The 14,964-nt window shown below is 69.2% G+C and carries 14 protein-coding genes; 2 read left to right on the plus strand and 12 right to left on the minus strand.

Features of this window, described 5'->3' with window-relative positions:
- Positions 1–7: 7 nt before the first annotated feature.
- The 5 genes from AU196_RS19955 to AU196_RS19975 all read right to left on the minus strand — a co-directional run bounded on the left by AU196_RS19955 (position 8) and on the right by AU196_RS19975 (position 5,543).
- Positions 8–859, minus strand: coding sequence for an SDR family NAD(P)-dependent oxidoreductase (locus tag AU196_RS19955; protein ID WP_059096791.1), 852 nt, complete (start codon positions 857–859; stop codon positions 8–10).
- Positions 860–863: 4 nt separating this feature from the next.
- On the minus strand, positions 864–1,346 hold the full coding sequence (locus AU196_RS19960; RefSeq protein ID WP_059096792.1) for a nuclear transport factor 2 family protein: 483 nt from the start codon (positions 1,344–1,346) through the stop codon (positions 864–866).
- A gap of 63 nt (positions 1,347–1,409) precedes the next feature.
- The gene (locus AU196_RS19965; RefSeq protein ID WP_059096793.1) at positions 1,410–2,828 is read right to left on the minus strand and encodes an aldehyde dehydrogenase family protein; all 1,419 of its coding nucleotides are present in this window, start codon (positions 2,826–2,828) and stop codon (positions 1,410–1,412) included.
- A gap of 14 nt (positions 2,829–2,842) precedes the next feature.
- Entirely contained in the window at positions 2,843–3,949 is a 1,107-nt protein-coding gene (locus tag AU196_RS19970) for a zinc-binding dehydrogenase (RefSeq protein WP_059096794.1), read from the minus strand.
- Between the two features lie 13 nt (positions 3,950–3,962).
- Complete coding sequence (locus tag AU196_RS19975; RefSeq protein ID WP_059096795.1) at positions 3,963–5,543, minus strand: acyl-CoA synthetase; 1,581 nt, start codon at positions 5,541–5,543, stop codon at positions 3,963–3,965.
- Between the two features lie 175 nt (positions 5,544–5,718).
- Between AU196_RS19975 and AU196_RS19980 the strand changes: the two genes are divergently transcribed.
- Both AU196_RS19980 and AU196_RS19985 read left to right on the plus strand, forming a co-directional pair.
- Positions 5,719–7,530 carry a flavin-containing monooxygenase gene (locus tag AU196_RS19980; protein WP_231737659.1) on the plus strand — a complete coding sequence of 604 codons (1,812 nt, stop codon included), beginning with the start codon at positions 5,719–5,721 and terminating at the stop codon, positions 7,528–7,530.
- Positions 7,527–8,414: an SDR family NAD(P)-dependent oxidoreductase gene (locus AU196_RS19985; RefSeq protein WP_059096796.1), complete on the plus strand. Its 888-nt coding sequence runs from the start codon at positions 7,527–7,529 to the stop codon at positions 8,412–8,414. The genes AU196_RS19980 and AU196_RS19985 overlap by 4 nt, the downstream gene beginning before the upstream one ends.
- Positions 8,415–8,436: 22 nt before the next feature.
- Here the strand turns inward: AU196_RS19985 and AU196_RS19990 are convergent, their stop codons facing one another.
- The 7 genes from AU196_RS19990 to AU196_RS20020 form a co-directional block, all read right to left on the minus strand.
- Positions 8,437–9,039: a Dabb family protein gene (locus tag AU196_RS19990; protein ID WP_059096797.1), complete on the minus strand. Its 603-nt coding sequence runs from the start codon at positions 9,037–9,039 to the stop codon at positions 8,437–8,439.
- Positions 9,032–9,373 carry a hypothetical protein gene (locus AU196_RS19995; protein WP_059096798.1) on the minus strand — a complete coding sequence of 114 codons (342 nt, stop codon included), beginning with the start codon at positions 9,371–9,373 and terminating at the stop codon, positions 9,032–9,034. Before AU196_RS19995 ends, AU196_RS19990 begins: the two co-directional genes overlap by 8 nt.
- Positions 9,366–10,298: a LipP1 family hormone-sensitive lipase gene (gene lipP1, locus AU196_RS20000; RefSeq protein ID WP_059096799.1), complete on the minus strand. Its 933-nt coding sequence runs from the start codon at positions 10,296–10,298 to the stop codon at positions 9,366–9,368. The genes AU196_RS19995 and lipP1 overlap by 8 nt, the downstream gene beginning before the upstream one ends.
- A complete protein-coding gene (locus AU196_RS20005) occupies positions 10,295–11,119 on the minus strand; it encodes an IclR family transcriptional regulator (protein ID WP_059096800.1) in 825 nt (274 codons plus the stop codon). The genes lipP1 and AU196_RS20005 overlap by 4 nt, the downstream gene beginning before the upstream one ends.
- A gap of 178 nt (positions 11,120–11,297) precedes the next feature.
- Positions 11,298–12,761 carry an FAD-dependent oxidoreductase gene (locus AU196_RS20010; protein ID WP_059096919.1) on the minus strand — a complete coding sequence of 488 codons (1,464 nt, stop codon included), beginning with the start codon at positions 12,759–12,761 and terminating at the stop codon, positions 11,298–11,300.
- Positions 12,758–13,666, minus strand: a complete 909-nt coding sequence (gene bphC, locus AU196_RS20015; protein ID WP_059096801.1) for a biphenyl-2,3-diol 1,2-dioxygenase — start codon at positions 13,664–13,666, stop codon at positions 12,758–12,760. Before bphC ends, AU196_RS20010 begins: the two co-directional genes overlap by 4 nt.
- A gap of 16 nt (positions 13,667–13,682) precedes the next feature.
- Positions 13,683–14,864, minus strand: a complete 1,182-nt coding sequence (locus tag AU196_RS20020; protein WP_059096802.1) for an acyl-CoA dehydrogenase family protein — start codon at positions 14,862–14,864, stop codon at positions 13,683–13,685.
- Positions 14,865–14,964: the final 100 nt, after the last annotated feature.

The following is a 14,964-nucleotide window of genomic DNA, read 5'->3' on the forward strand; positions in this document are numbered from 1 at the left end:
GGCGCGTTCAGTGCTGCGCGGGGTCGAAGCGGGGTGTGGTGCGCAGCATCGGTGCCCGCTGCGTCCGGAGCACCTCCGCGCGCTCGGCCATTGCGCTGCCGACGTATTCGGGCTGGGTCAGCAGATAGAACCGACCCTCGGCGGCCTGCTCGAACACCACCTCCGCGGCGGCGAGGGGGTCCATCGCGGCGGCCTTGATGTCCAGCATCGCCATCCGCTGCGACTCCGCCGCACCGACGTCCCCGTCGGTGACGCCGCCTGCCGACTCGAAGATGTTGGAGGTGACCGCACCGGGCAGCACCGCCTGCACGTGGATGTGCTCGTGCCCGGCCAGCTGCACCTCGAGGGCCAGGCACTCCGTCAGGGCGAGCACCGCGTGCTTGCTCATGATGTAGGGCGCCTGCAGGGGGACGACGGCCACACCGCCGATCGAGCTCAGGTTCCACACCCACGACGGGGTGCCCGCCTCGATCATCGAGGGCAGGAACGCCCGGACGCCGTGGAACACGCCGCTGACGTTGATGTCGACGACCCTCTGCCAGTTCGCGATCGGGGTGTCCCACAGGTAACCGAACTGCTCCACGCCTGCGTTGTTGACCAGCAGGCGCACCGGTCCGACATCGCGCCGGACACGCTGTGCCAGATCCTCGACGGCCGCGAAATCGCGGACATCGCAGACGATGTCGACGGCGCAGGCGCCCAGTTCATCGCGCATCTCGGCGATCGCGTCGCCGTCGATGTCGGCCAGCACCACCGTCATTCCCAGGTGGGCCGCCTGGCGGGCCAGACCGGCGCCGATACCGGCGCCCGCCCCGGTGATGACCGCGACACCGCCGGCGAAAGTCTGCCTAGCGTTCACGACCTCAGGCGCCCGCGGCGGCGGTATCGGCCGAGTACTCCGACAGCAGAACCGAATTGGTGGTGTCGAGGACGACCTCCATCTCGGTGAACTCCAGCCCGTTGACGCCTCGCCGGACCGCGACGTTGGCCACGCCGCTGGACACCGCGAACGGCACGTAGTTCGCGATCTGGTTCACGAAGATGTAGAAGCGGGCCCGGGTGACGTCGCCGTCGGTTCCGGTGCGGTGCAGGTTGGTGGCGTGATGGCGCAGCGGGTAGGGGCTCTGCCTGCGGTGGTCGGAGAGCCACTCCATCACGGTGTCGCGCCCCACGAGTTCGGGGGACATCAGTTCCTCGAACGGGCTCGCACCCGACTCGCTGCGGCTGATGTAGCGGATGTCGTCGGAATAGGCCGCCGCCATGGCGTCGTAGTGGGCCTCGTCGTAGTGGTACCAGAAGCTGCCGACGAAGTCCTGCAGCTCGGACAGCGCGATCTCGTTGCTCATGGCGGCCAGTCAACCGGTGCGCGACCTCGGATACACCCGTGTCGTCCGGTCAGCGGAACACCGTCACGCGGGGAGTTGCAGGGATTTCGTCTGCAGGAACTCCTCGAAGCCTGCCCGGCCGAGCTCCCGGCCGACACCCGACTTCTTGTAGCCGCCGAACGGCGCCACGGGGTTGTACATGCCGCCGTTGAGGTCGAGCTGCCCGGTCTGGACGCGGCGCGCGAAGGCGATCGCGTGCTCCAGGTCCTCGGCCCACACCGCGCCCGCCAACCCGTACGGGGTGCCGTTGGCGATGCGCACGGCGTCGTCCTCGTCGCGGTACGGGATGACCGCGAGAACGGGCCCGAAGACCTCCTCCTGCGCGAGTTCGGACTCGGGGTCGACCTCGGCGAACACGGTCGGCGCGATGTAGTAGCCGACGTCGCGGACCGGGCCGGCGCCACCGGTGAGCAGCCGGGCACCGTCACGCTGTGCGCGCTCGATGAAGCCGCGCACGGTGGCGAACTGCGTCGACGAGGCGGACGGACCGATGCGCGTCGCCGGGTCGAGCGGATCGCCCACGGTGTACCGGGCAGCCGCCGCCTCGACGAGACCCAGTGCCTCGGCATAACGGCTCCGCGGCACCAGCATCCGCGTCCAGGCCATGCAGGTCTGACCACCGTTGAGGAATGCGTTGCCGACCCCGACCTTCACCGCGGCCGTCAGGTCCCCGCCGTCGAGGATGACGTTGGCCGATTTGCCGCCCAACTCGAGGGCCACCTTCTTGACCGTCCGTGCGGCGAGTTCGGCGACCCGCTGACCGACGCCGGTGGAACCGGTGAACGAGACGAGGTCGACGTCCGGATGCTCGGCGATCCGCTCACCCACCACGCGGCCGCTCCCCGAGACCAGGTTGACCACGCCCGGCGGCAGACCGGCCTCCTCGAGTGCCTCGACGAACTCGAACACCGACAGCGGTGCCTCGTTGCTCGGTTTGAGCACGACGGTGCAACCGGCCGCGATCGCCGGCACCACCTTCGCGACCACCTGGTAGAGCGGATAGTTCCACGGGGTGATGGCCCCGACCACCCCGTAGGGCTCGCGCAGAACCAGCGAGTTGCCCACTCGCTCCTCGAATTCGAAGGCGGCGAGCACATCCGCGAAGCCGCGGGCGACGGCCAGGGGCACCGCGGTCTGCACGCCCTGCGCGATGCGCACCGGGGCGCCCATCTCGCGGGTGATCGTCTCGCCGATGTCGGGGAGACGCTTCTCCATGGCGGCGATCACCCGATTCAGGCGCTCGCGCCGTTCGGCGACGCTGATCAGCGGGTCGAAGGCGTTGCGCGCCGCGGCGACCGCCGCGTCGACGTCGGCGGCGGTGCCGTCCGGGACGCATCCGATCACCTGCTCGGTGGCCGGATCGATCACCTCGATCGCGTCACCCGATGCCGGTGTCACCCAGCGTCCGTCGATGTAGAGGGTCTTGCGGGTGTAGTCGTGCATGGGTTCCTTCGCGGTCAGGGGATGATGCTCGCGCGGACGTCGCGCTTGCCGTCGGCGGCGGCGAACGCCTCGTTGATGTGGTCGAGCGGGTAGTGCGCCGCGGCGAGGCGGTCCAGTGGCAGGCGGTCCTGGTGCTGGTCGAGGAAGGTCAGTGCCCGTGACAGCACGGACGGGTCGTAGAGCGAGACCCCGACCATCGTCTTGTTGCCGAATACGAAACGGGACGGGTCGAATTCGAAGGTCTTGCCGATGTTGATGTTGCCGATCTCGACGTAGCGACCGAACTGACCGAGCAGTTTGAGGCCCTCGTCGATGGCGGAGGGATGGCCGACGACCTCGACGACCACGTCGGCGCCGTGACCGTCGGTCAGCGCGCGCACGATCTTCGCGCGGTCCTTGACCGTGGCCGCCTCGGTGATGTCGATGACCGCGTCGGCGCCGAACGCGGTCGCCAACTCGAGGCGTTCGGGGACACCGTCGATCGCGATGACCTTGGCGGCGCCGCGGGCCTTCGCCACCGCGACCGCGTACAGGCCGAGCGCACCGGCGCCCTGGACCACCACGATCTCGCCGAGTTGCTGGTCGACCCGCTCGAGGCCGTACATCACCTGCGACAGAGCGCAATTGGCTCCGGAGGCGATCTCGTCTGAGATCGTGTCGGGAACGGTGTAGAGCACCGCGCCGGCCGGCAGCAGGTAGTAGTCGCCGTATCCGCCGACGAAGTACGGTGGCTCGTCGGCCCGTCCGAGCATCGCCATCGTCAGGTTCAGGCAGGCGCCTCGCCGGCCCAGCAGACAGTTGCGGCAGCGGTGGCACGAGAAGAAGTAGGGGAACACCACGCGGGTGCCCTCGGCCAGCGGTGCGCCGTTGGAGTCCGCGGTGACGCCGTCACCGAGCGCGACGGCGGCGCCGACCATCTCGTGGCCGAGGACGGTGGGCAGGTGGCCGCCGAGTCCGCGGGTGGCGAAGGTGCCGTGCCAGGCGTGCAGATCGGAGCCGCAGATGTTGGTCCGGGTGACCTTGACCAGAATCTCACCGGGACCCACGCCGGCCAGGTCGACCGTGTCGATCACGAACGGTTGTCCGGGCGCGTCGAACCGCGCAATCCGTCCTTCGAACACGAGAAAGTTCCTCTCAGTGGCTGTGCGCGGTACTGAACCGTTGGCGCAGATCGCGTTTGAGCAGTTTGCCGCTGGGGTTCTTCGGCAGGGCGTCGACGAAGAAGACCTGCTTGGGCGTCTTGTATCCGGCGAGGTGAGTCCGGCAGTGCGTGATGATGTCGTCGTCGCTGACGGAGAAGCCGTCGCGCAGCACCACCGCGGCCACCACCGTCTCCACCCACACCGGGTGGGCCAGCCCGAACACCGCGGCCTCCTGGACCGCGGCGTGCCGGTAGAGGACCTCCTCGACCTCGCGGCTCGCGACGTTCTCCCCGCCGGTCTTGATCATGTCCTTCTTGCGGTCCACGACGTGCAGCAGCCCGTGCTCGTCGTAGTAGCCCAGATCGCCGGAATGGAACCACCCGCCGCGGAACGCCTCCGCGGTCCTGGCCGGGTCGTCGAGGTAGCCGAGCATCAGATGCGGACTGCGGTGTGCGATCTCACCCACGACACCCGCGACGACAGGGCAGTCGTCCTCGTCGAGGATCGCGGTCTCGACGTTCACGACCGGCCGCCCGGCGGACCCGGCGTGGGCGTCCTGTTCGTCGGGTCCCAGCGCCGACGCCAGGGGCGCCAACTCGGTCTGGCCGTAGAAGTTCCACAGCCGCAGATTCGGCAGACGGTCGCGGATCTCGCCGAGGATCTCCCGCGGCATCGCCGATGCGCCGTAGTACCCCTTGCGCAAGCTGGACAGGTCGACCTCGTCGAAGACGGGGCAGCGCAGCAAGCTGATCCACACTGTCGGAGGCGCAAAGTAATTCGTGACGCGGTGGCGTTCGATGGTGCGCAACACCAGCTCCGGGTCGGGGCGCGGCAGGATGATGCTCGTCGCACCCAGATAGATGTCGGTGGCGAGGAAGTTGTCCAGCTGCGCACAGTGGTAGAGCGGCAGCGAGTGGATCTCCACGTCGTCCCCGGACATCGATCCGGCCACGATCGTGCTGACGTACTGCCACATCAGACTGCGGCTGGTGTGCATCACCGCCTTGGGACGTGATTCCGTTCCGCTGGTGTACATCAGCCGCAGCAGCTGATCGTCGCCGATGTCCGGCGCCGGGGCAGGTGAGTCGGTGGCCAGCCAGTCGGCGAAGTCGGCCCAGCCCCGTGCCGGCGCGACTCCGTCCGGCACGAGCGCGACCTTCGTCGTCACCGAACCGCCCAGCCGCATCGCCTCGTCCGCGGTCGGCGTCAACTCCCCCTCGACAATGAAGCCGCGGGCCCTGCTGTGCCCGAGCAGGTAGGAGATCTCCCCGGCGGTGAGCATGAAGTTGATCGGCACCAGCACGACCGCCGCCCGTGCGGTCGCGAAGGCGAGGACGGCGTACTGCCAGCAGTTGTGGGACAGCAGCGCGATGCGATCACCGGGTCCGAAACCGTTGTCCTGCAGCGCCGCCGCAGCCCGGTCCACCAGGCGCTCGAACTCGGCGAACGTCAGGACCACGTCTCCGTCGACGATCGCGGTCTTGTCCGGTTGTCTGCGCGCCGACCGGCGCGGAATGTCGCCGAGCGTGTGACTGCGTGCCCGCGCGATGACCAGGTCCATGGCCGCATCCATGTGGCAACGTAAGCACGGCGGACCGCGGTGTACGGATCGCTGTCCCGCTCAGTAGGCAGGACGGTGCCCGGTGCCCGGCAGCGGTCGGATACTCGTCGCCGTGACGACTGATGCGGAGCTGCGGGGCCACCTGCGCCAGGCCGACCCAGGCGTGCTCGTGGCGGTGTTGGCCCAAATGACCGGCGACCTCTCGGTGGTCGACGAGTTCGGCCCCGCTGTCTCGCATGTGCCCGATCCGCCGGAACGGGCCGGGGTCACAGACCCCTCCACCCTGGAGGCGTTGGTCGACCGGATCGTCGTCGCGCTCGGCGCGCCTCGGCCGCAGGGCGGTCTCACCGCCGACGACCCGGAACTGTTCGCCCGGCTGCTGCCGGTCGCACTGGGGTCCGAGGTCGGCGACGAGTTCGTCCCACTGTTGCTGGAACAGGGCGGCTTTCAGCTGTCGCAGCCCACGCTGCCGCGCGATGTGCCCATTGCGCCGGACACCACCGTGTCGATCGTCGGGGCAGGCATCGCGGGCATCGTCGCCGCGCTGGCCGCCGCCGACGCAGGCGTGTCGTACGAGATCTACGACCGCAACGACGAGGTCGGCGGGACGTGGCTGACCACGAAGTACCCGGGCATCGGCGTGGACACCCCGTCGGCCTACTACTCGCTGTCGCGCGAGGTGAACCCGGACTGGACGAACTACTACCCCCAGGGCGCCGAGTACCAGGCCTATCTGGTGTCGCTGGCCGACAAGTACGGTCTGCGGGAGCACACCCGGTTCGGCACCGAGGTCGAGGCGCTGTGGTGGGACGAGGACCGCGGGGAGTGGCAGATCCACGCCGTCGACCGCGACGGCACCCGCAGCGTCAGCCATTCGCGGGTGGTGATCACCGCCGCCGGATACCTCAACCGCCCGCGGTGGCCCGACGTCCCCGGCCGCGAGACGTTCGCGGGTGTCAGCGTGCATTCCGCGCAGTGGGATCCGTCGCTGGACCTCACGGGCAAACGGGTGGCGATCATCGGCGCGGGGTGCACCGCGGTGCAGATCGTCGACGCCTGCGTCGACCAGGTCGAGCACCTGACCGTCTTCCAGCGCCAGCCCCACTGGGTGGCACCGCGCAAGCGGCTCTCCGACGACGTCCCCGAGTACCGTCGCTTCCTCGGCAGGCGCCTGCCGTACTACGCCAACTGGCATCGGCTGAAGTCGTACTGGGCCACGGCGGACAACAACTATCCCGTCATCCTGCGCGATCCGGACTGGGCGCAGGAGCACCTGTCGATCTCGCCGGCCAACGACGTCCTGCTGCAGATGTGCCTGGACTACATCGACCGGACGTTCGGCAAGGGAACCGAACTGGCCAAGAAGGTGACGCCGGACTTCGCGCCGTACGGCAAGCGGATCATCCGCGATCCGGGCGGCTACTACGCCGCGCTGACCCGCGACCACGTCGACGTGGAGGCCAGCGAACCCGCCGAGGTCAACGCCAAGGGCATCGTCACCCGCGACGGCAGGCAGATCGACCTCGACGTCATCGTCTACGCCACCGGCTACCACCTGGACTTCCTGTCCACGGTGGACATCCGCGGGCGCGGCGGCCGGACGCTGCGCGAGGAGTGGGGCGACAGCCCGCGCGCCTACCGCGGTGGGACGGTCCCCGGCTTCCCGAACCTGTTCATCACCTCGGCGCCGAACTACAGCCCCGGCCACGGTGCGGGCGCGAACTTCTCCATGGAGGTGCTGGCCCACTACATCGTGGAATGCCTACAGCTCATGGCGATACGGGGTGCGAAGACCATCGAGGTGACACAGGAGGCGTACGACGACTACGTCGCGGACATCGACGAGGCGATGACGCGCACCGTGTGGTGTCACACGCCCAACGCCCACACCTACTACCGCTCCGGATCGGGGCGGGTGGTGGTCGCGACCCCGTTCCGCCTGATCGACGTGTGGCAGCAGCACCGGGCGCCCGTCGAAGAACACTTCGAGCTCCGATGACTCGACTTCTCAGCGGGAAGACGGCGCTGGTCACCGGGAGCAGTCGGGGCATCGGCCGCGCCATCGCCCAACGGTTGGCCGCGGAAGGCGCGACCGTCGTCGTCACCGCGCGCTCCCACAGTCCGTCGCCCTCGATGCGCGCCGGTGCGGCGGCGGCGCTGCCGGGCACCATCGGGGAGACCGTCGAGATGATCGAGGCGGGAGGCGGCACCGCCTACGCCGTGGCGGCCGATCTCGAGGACCACCAGCAGCGGCTACGGCTGATCGACGATGTGCTCGACCGCACCGGCCGCCTCGACATCCTGGTCAACAACGCCGGCTACGCCGATTACTCGGTGATCGAGCACATGGGCATGGACACCTTCGACCGCACGGTCGAACATTATCTGCGCACACCGTTCGTGTTGTCGCAGTGCGCGATTCCGCACATGCGGAGCCAGGGCGCGGGATGGATCGTCAACATCGGCTCGGTCACCGGGATGGCGCCGGTGCGACCGTTCCGGGAGTACAACAAGTCCTCCGGTGACGTCGTCTACGCGTCGGTGAAGGCCGCGCTGCACCGGTTCACCCAGGGCCTGGCGGCCGAGGTGCTGGACGACGACATCGCGGTCAACTGCGTGGGTCCGTCGACGGCAGTGCGCACTCCCGGTGCGGCGCAGCTGATTCCGGACACATTCCCGACCGAGCCCGTCGAGTATCTCGCGGAGACCGTGCTCGCGATGTGTCACCGGCCTGCGGCCGAACGCACCGGGCTCGTCGCGTTCAGCCTGCACTATCCGTGGTCACAGGGGCTGCCGGTGCACACCCTCGACGGTCGCGAGCTGCTTGCGCCGCTCGAGCCGCCGGCGACCGCCAACCCGAACATCCTGCCCGCCGGTCTGTAGTCACACCGCAATCTTCACGCGCTCACACCAAGTCGTTGCGGCAGAAGCTGTGACACACCCGATCCCGGACGATGAAGTCCGGGCATTCGGGATCGAACCACCGGTCGACGTATGCCCAGTGGATCGGATGCATGAGGTACGGGCCCATCAACCCGTCGACATCGGTGAACTCCTGCTCGAAGACGTGTGTCCAAGGTGACGCGCCGACCGCCTCCTCGACGCGGCTGAGCTGCCATGAATGGATGGTCCGCACGTAGCGGGGGAGGAGCCGCAGATCGTCCTCGAAGCGGCGGACGGTGGCCGTGTCGGTGCCCTCGCGCACGCGCAGCAGCAGGGCGCGGTACACGGTGCCGTCCCCGTCGGCCCCGGGAGTGGTCTCCCCGTGATAGGTGGCGCCGTTGACGTGCCGCACCGCCTCCCGGCCCAGCAGGTCGTCGAGCTTCGCGACGGCATTGGAACGCGCGGCCGCGTCGGCGAACCGCAGATGAACCAGGATGTCGCCGCCGTTGCGCACCCCGGGCAACGTCGGTTCGATGAGCGCACGGTCTGCGTGAAAGGTGTGGCGGCGCAGTGTCTCGATGACCTGCGGATCGTCGGTGTCGATCAGCCGGATGACGCTATACATCGCAGAGCCCGTCCACTTCGTCGGCCTCGGCGGCCACACTCCGGTCCCGCGAGACGACGAGATCCTCGATACTGGACCACCATTCGCCGATCGACGGATCGGGCCGGCCCTGCCACGTCATCTCCCACCACGCCCTGGCGCTGGGCAGCGACCACGTCACCGTGACGGTGTTGGGCTGGTCGGTGAACCAGATCGGCGGGCTCACCAGCACCTGCCGCAGCGTCATACCGCGCTCCCGCGCGCCGGGTGCGTATCCGGTGAGGTAGGCGTCGACGAACTCCCGGGTGCGGCCGGGCCGCGTCACCACCCGGTCGACGACGAACACCTCAGCCACCGGCAGGCACCCCCGCCAACAGCGCCGCGGCGTCACGGCACAGCTGGGCCCGGGCGGCCTGCGCGATCTCGAGGCTCGGCATCGTCATGAATCCGTGGATACCGCCGTCGAACCGGCGCACCATAGTGGGCACTCCGGCTGCGGCGAGTGCCTCACCGAACCGCAGGCCCTCGTCGCGCAAGGGGTCGTGACCGGCGATCACCACGACGGCCGGCGGCAGTCCGCGCAGATCGGCATGCAGGGGCGAGACGTAGGGATGCGCACGGTCGGCTTCGTCGGGCACGTATTGATCCCAGTACCACCGAAGAGCCTCGGCCGGGTTGTAGTACCCGGCGCCGAAGCGCCGGTACGACTCGGTGGTGAAGTCCGGCGTGATCATCGGGTAGACGAGCAGTTGGGCCGCCAGCGCCGGCCCGCCGCGGTCGCGGGCCATCAACGCCGTGACCGCGGCCAGATTGCCTCCGGCACTGTCGCCGCCGATCGCGATCCGCCCGGGATCGGCTCCCAGTGCGATGCAGTTGTCCGCCACCCACCGCGTGACCGCGTACACGTCCTCGGCCGCCGTCGGCCAGCCGTGTTCGGGAGCCAGCCGGTAGTCCACCGAAACGACGACGGCCGCAGTCCGATTCGCGATGTCCCGGCAGAGCCCGTCGTGGCTGTCCAGGTCGCAGAACACGAACCCGCCGCCGTGGGCGTACACCAGGACCGGCAACGGCCCGGCAGGGGCCCCGGCGGGATGGTAGATCCGCACCCGGATCCCACCCACGGAGCGGTCCTCGACCCCGGCGACCGGCTCGGGTTCGGCGGGTGCCACGAACCGCGAGCGGATGGTGGCCCGCGCCTGCGCACCGGTCATGGTGTGCACCGGCGGGAAGCCGCTGTCGAGCGCCTCGATCATCCGGGCGATCTGCGGATCGAGGGTCATGCGGGCTGCAGGACCGGGCCGCCACGCAGCGGGCGCACCTGCTGCAGGGTGGGTGCGACGCGTTGCGGTCCGCCGTCGACGTTGCGCCACACGCCCATCGCGGTCATCCGGACCGGCGCGACGAGGCGCTGGTCGAACGCCATCCGGCCCATCGGACCGCAGACGGACAGGGCTGCGACGGCTTCGCCGGGTGTGCCGATCGGTGCCGCCACACAGCCGAAGCCGGGCAGTGACTCCTCGCGGTCGAAGGCGACCCCGTGGGCGCGGGTCTTGGCGAGTTCGGCCGCCAGTTGCGCAGCGGTGCCGATGGAGTACTTGGTCCGGCGATTGGTGAGGTCGACGTCGTCGCAGGCATCGGAGTTGTACGCGAGCAACGCCTTGCCGATCGCGGTGCAGTGCGCGGGCTGGCGGCCGCCCACCCGGCTCGGCAGTGCGGCGACCATCCGGTCGCCGATCTTCTCGAGGTACACCACGTCGGCGCCGTCGAGGACGGCGAGGTGCACCACCAGCCCGGTGGCGCGGTGCAGATCGTGCAGCAGCGGCGTCGCCGCGCGGTGCAGCCGGTCCTGGTGCACGGCCAGCGACCCGAGCTCGACCAGCCGCATGCCCAGTTCGTAGTCGCGGCCGTTGCGGCGCAGCCAGCGCAGCTGCACCAGGCGCTCGAGCATGCGGTGTGCCGACGACCGGGGCAGGCCGGTGCGTCGCACGATCTGCGCCAGGGTCAGTCGGCCCGGGCCGTCGAAGGCGTCGAGTACCAGTGACACCCGGTCGATGACCGCGCTGGGGGTGGTGGATTCCGGGCTGACTGGAGCCATGGTCATGACGCCTCCTGGGGCTGAAGTGCAGATCAGGCATATTCCTATTAGGAATATGCCTGTTTGTATCACAAACGGGTGGGCCGTGTCACATGGATGCAGAATCTGGACTCAGCCCACACCGGTCGAAAGCCGAATGGCCGCGCCCCCCAGGGGCACGGCCATATCGGAAGGAAACGGGCGCTCAGCCCTTGGCGGCCGACCGCCCGGCGCGGCGGCCGTAGAAGCTGCCGTCGCCCAATGAGATTCCGCTGGCATACCCCCAGGCCGCAAGGCCCGCCGTCGAGCGGCCGGCGGCGAACAAGCCCGGGATCGGGTCCCCGTCGACGTGCAGCACCGCGCCGTCCAGCGACGTCTGCAGACCGCCGAGGGTGAATCCGCCGGTGCTCTCCCGCAGGTCGATCGCTCCGACCGGGGATCCGATTGGACGCAGCCACTGAGCCTTCTTGTGCAGCAACGGATCCTCGCCGTGGGCGGCGCCGTCGTTGTAGGCGGCGATCGTGGCCTGCAGCGATCCGGGCGCCAGCCCGATCTCGGCTTCCAGTTCGGCGACGGTCTCGCACACCCAGGTCGGCGGGCGCATCATCAGCTGCGGCGACTGCGAGGCCATCGCCTCGTCCTGGGCGTCGCCGTCGATGATCAGGTACGCGGTGTTGTTCTGGTGGTACAGCGTCAGTTGGCCCACCCGGCCCGGGTAGGTGTCCTCGGCGACGTAACGCTGGCCGCGTTCGTTGACCAGTACTCCGCGCACCAACTGCTGCGGGTCGATGAAGATCGCGACCTCGGTGGCGTCCATGTGGGCAAGGCCGGCGCCGAGCGCCTGGGCCATCCGGATCGCCTGGCCGTCGTGCTGCTCGATCGACGCGGCGGGACGGCCCGCGATCCGCGGGGCGTACTGGGCCACCATCGCATCGTTGTACGCGAAGCTGCCGGTGGCCAGCACCACCCCGCGCCGCGCCCGGATGGTCACCTCGGTGCCGTACTGCCGGGCCCGGATGCCGACCACCCGACCGTCGGACTCGACCACGAGCGCGTGCACCCGCACGTCGTAGAGCGAGCGCGCGCCGGCCGCCGTGGCGGTGTCGACGAGCGGCTTCATCAGCATGTAGCCGGCGCTGGCCTCACCCTGCTTCTTGCCCGACATCTGCGGGACGTGGCCGCGGGGCGCAGGCGTGGCGATCGTGTTGAACGGAGAGGAGTTCTCCCCGCCGCTGTACATCAGGCCCTGGTCGCCCATCGGCTCCCAGCCGGGCTCACCGAAGAACTCGGCCTTGAACGGGACCCCGCATTCCACGAGCCAGTCGAAGTGGGCGACGCTGCCCTCGCAGTAATCGGCGATGCGTGCGGTGTCGGCGCCGGGTCCCATGGCCACGTTGAGGAACGCCGCCATGTTGTCGACGGAATCGGTGAACCCGCACGCCTTCTGGATCGCTGTGCCGCCGCCGAGGTAGATGAATCCGCCCGCCATCGACGCCGCACCGCCCCACGAGCCGGTCCGTTCGAGCACCAGCACGTCGGCGCCCGCATGGGACGCCTCGACCGCCGCGGCCGCACCGGCGACCCCGTAACCGGCGATGACCACGTCGGCCTCGTGATCCCACTGCCTGACCGACGCGGCAGGCACCGGGCGCACGTCGCCGGCGCTCACGGCCGCATCGCGGCGGGGAGGTCGCCCACCCACTGGTGGCCCCAGTAGCTGTCGGCGGTGATCTCCTCTGCGGTGTAATAGGTTTCGTCGACCCGCATGCCCTCGGTGCCGAACTCGATGTCCCAGTCGCCCGGTGCGCGAACGTAGAACGACACCATCTTGTCGTTGGTGTGCCTGCCGAGCGTCGAGGACAGCTGGTACCCGTCGGCGTTCACGCGGTCGAGGGCCTGGCCGACCGCGTCGAGGCTGTCCACCTCCACCATCATGTGCACCAGACCGGGGTCGCGCAGGGTCGCGGCCGGACAGATCGCCAGGCTGTGGTGGCGTTCGTTGATGCCGAGAAAGCGCACGCGCACCGGCCCGAACTCCGGCGGAACCGGCACCCGGAACGCGCCGCGTGACTTGAATCCTAGTACGCCGGTGTAGAACTCGAAGAGGCCATTGGGGTCGAGCGCGGGAAGTACGACGTGGCCCAGACCCTGCGCACCGGTGACGAACCGGGCGCCGAAGGGTGTCACGACGGGGCTGTGGTCGAGCACCGCGCCGTGGAACACCTCGAGCGCGGTGCCCGCGGGATCCTCGAACGCGATGACCTCCTCGACGCGCCGTGCGTCGGCCTCCTCGAGCGACAGCTCCTTGAACGGAACACCCGCCGCGTCGAGATCGCGTTTGACCTGGTCGAGCGCCGCATGGTCGCGGACCTCCCAGCCCACGGTGACGATCCGGTCGACGTCACCGGGCCGGACGATGATGCGCGCGGCGCGCTCGTCCATCCGGAGGTAGAGGCACGACTCGTCGGGCCCGCTGCCCTCGGCGAAACCCAGGACCTGGAAGGCGAAGTGGCGCCACCGGTCGATGTCGGCGGTCTGGACGGTGACGTAGCCGAGGCTCTTCAACGCTGTCATGGTCGTTCCTTCCCGTTCAGATCATCGCCCGCAGTGCACCCTGCGGGTCGACCCCCAGTGAGCTCAGCGCGGATGCGTGGTAGATGGTGCCGGGCGTGTGGATCGCGTGCGCCACCCCGGCGTGCGCGTCACGCCAATACCGTTGCAGCGGTTTGTCCATGCGCAGCGCATTGCCACCCGACCGCGCAAAGATCTGGTCGACCGCGCACACCGCCCGCCACACCGCCTTGATCTGGCTGCGGCGCACAGCCGCCCGGTCGGCGAACGTCACCTCCTTGCCTTCGTCGACCATGTCGTAGATCCGGTCGACGTTGGACAGCAGTGCGTGGCGGGAGGCCTCGATGTCGGCGGCGGCCTCGCCGATCGCGTACATCACGTACGGGTCGTCCTTGACCGCGACGCCGCTGGCGTTGACCCGTTCGCGCTGATAGTCCAGATGCGCGGCCAGGGCCCCTTCGCAGATGCCGATGGTCGCAGAGCTGATCCCGAGCGGGAACATCGTCGACCACGGCATCTTGTAGAGGGTCTTGGTCATCCCGGCCTCGCGTTGCGCGGAGCCGTCCATGACCTTGAGACCGTCCATGGTGCGGTAGGCCGGGACGAACGCGTCGCGCACGATGACGTCCTTCGACCCGGTGCCGCGCAGGCCGACGACGTCCCAGGAGTCGTCCACGATCTCATAGTCGCTGCGGGGCAGGATCATGTGCAGGATCTGCGGCGGCATCACCGGTCTGCCCTCGCTGTCGCCGACCATCGCGCCCAGGATGATCCAGTCGCAGGCGTCGGTGCCGGAACTGAACTGCCAGCGTCCGGTGAACAGGTATCCGCCGTCGACCGGCCGGGCCACCCCCTGCGGGGCGTACGGCGACGCGATCCACGTGTCGACGTCGGTGGCCCACACCTCCTGGGCGACCTTCGGGTCGGCGTACGCCAACTGGTACGGGTGCACACCCACCACGCCGTTGACCCAACCCGCGGCAGGATCGAGCGCGGCGGTGGCCATCACGGTCTCGGCGAACTCCCGTGGGTGGACCTCGTAGCCGCCGTACTGCTCGGGCTGCAGCAACCGGATGTGGCCGGCCGTCTTCATGTTCTTGACCGTGGTGTCCGAGAGCCGGCCGAGCCTCTCGGCCTCGACGGCCTGTTCGCGGAACTGGTCGGCCAGTTCCATCACCCGGTCGATTACCCGGTCGGTCATGGGACGTCCTTCTCTCGTGGGGCTCTCTTCGATGGTCTACCGGTATCGTGCGCCGCTCGTGGGCGAATCCCGGTGAATGGAAAAGCCGTCAGCACCGACG

It is taken from the genome of Mycobacterium sp. IS-1742 (assembly GCF_001500125.1).
In the GTDB taxonomy this organism is placed as follows: domain Bacteria; phylum Actinomycetota; class Actinomycetes; order Mycobacteriales; family Mycobacteriaceae; genus Mycobacterium.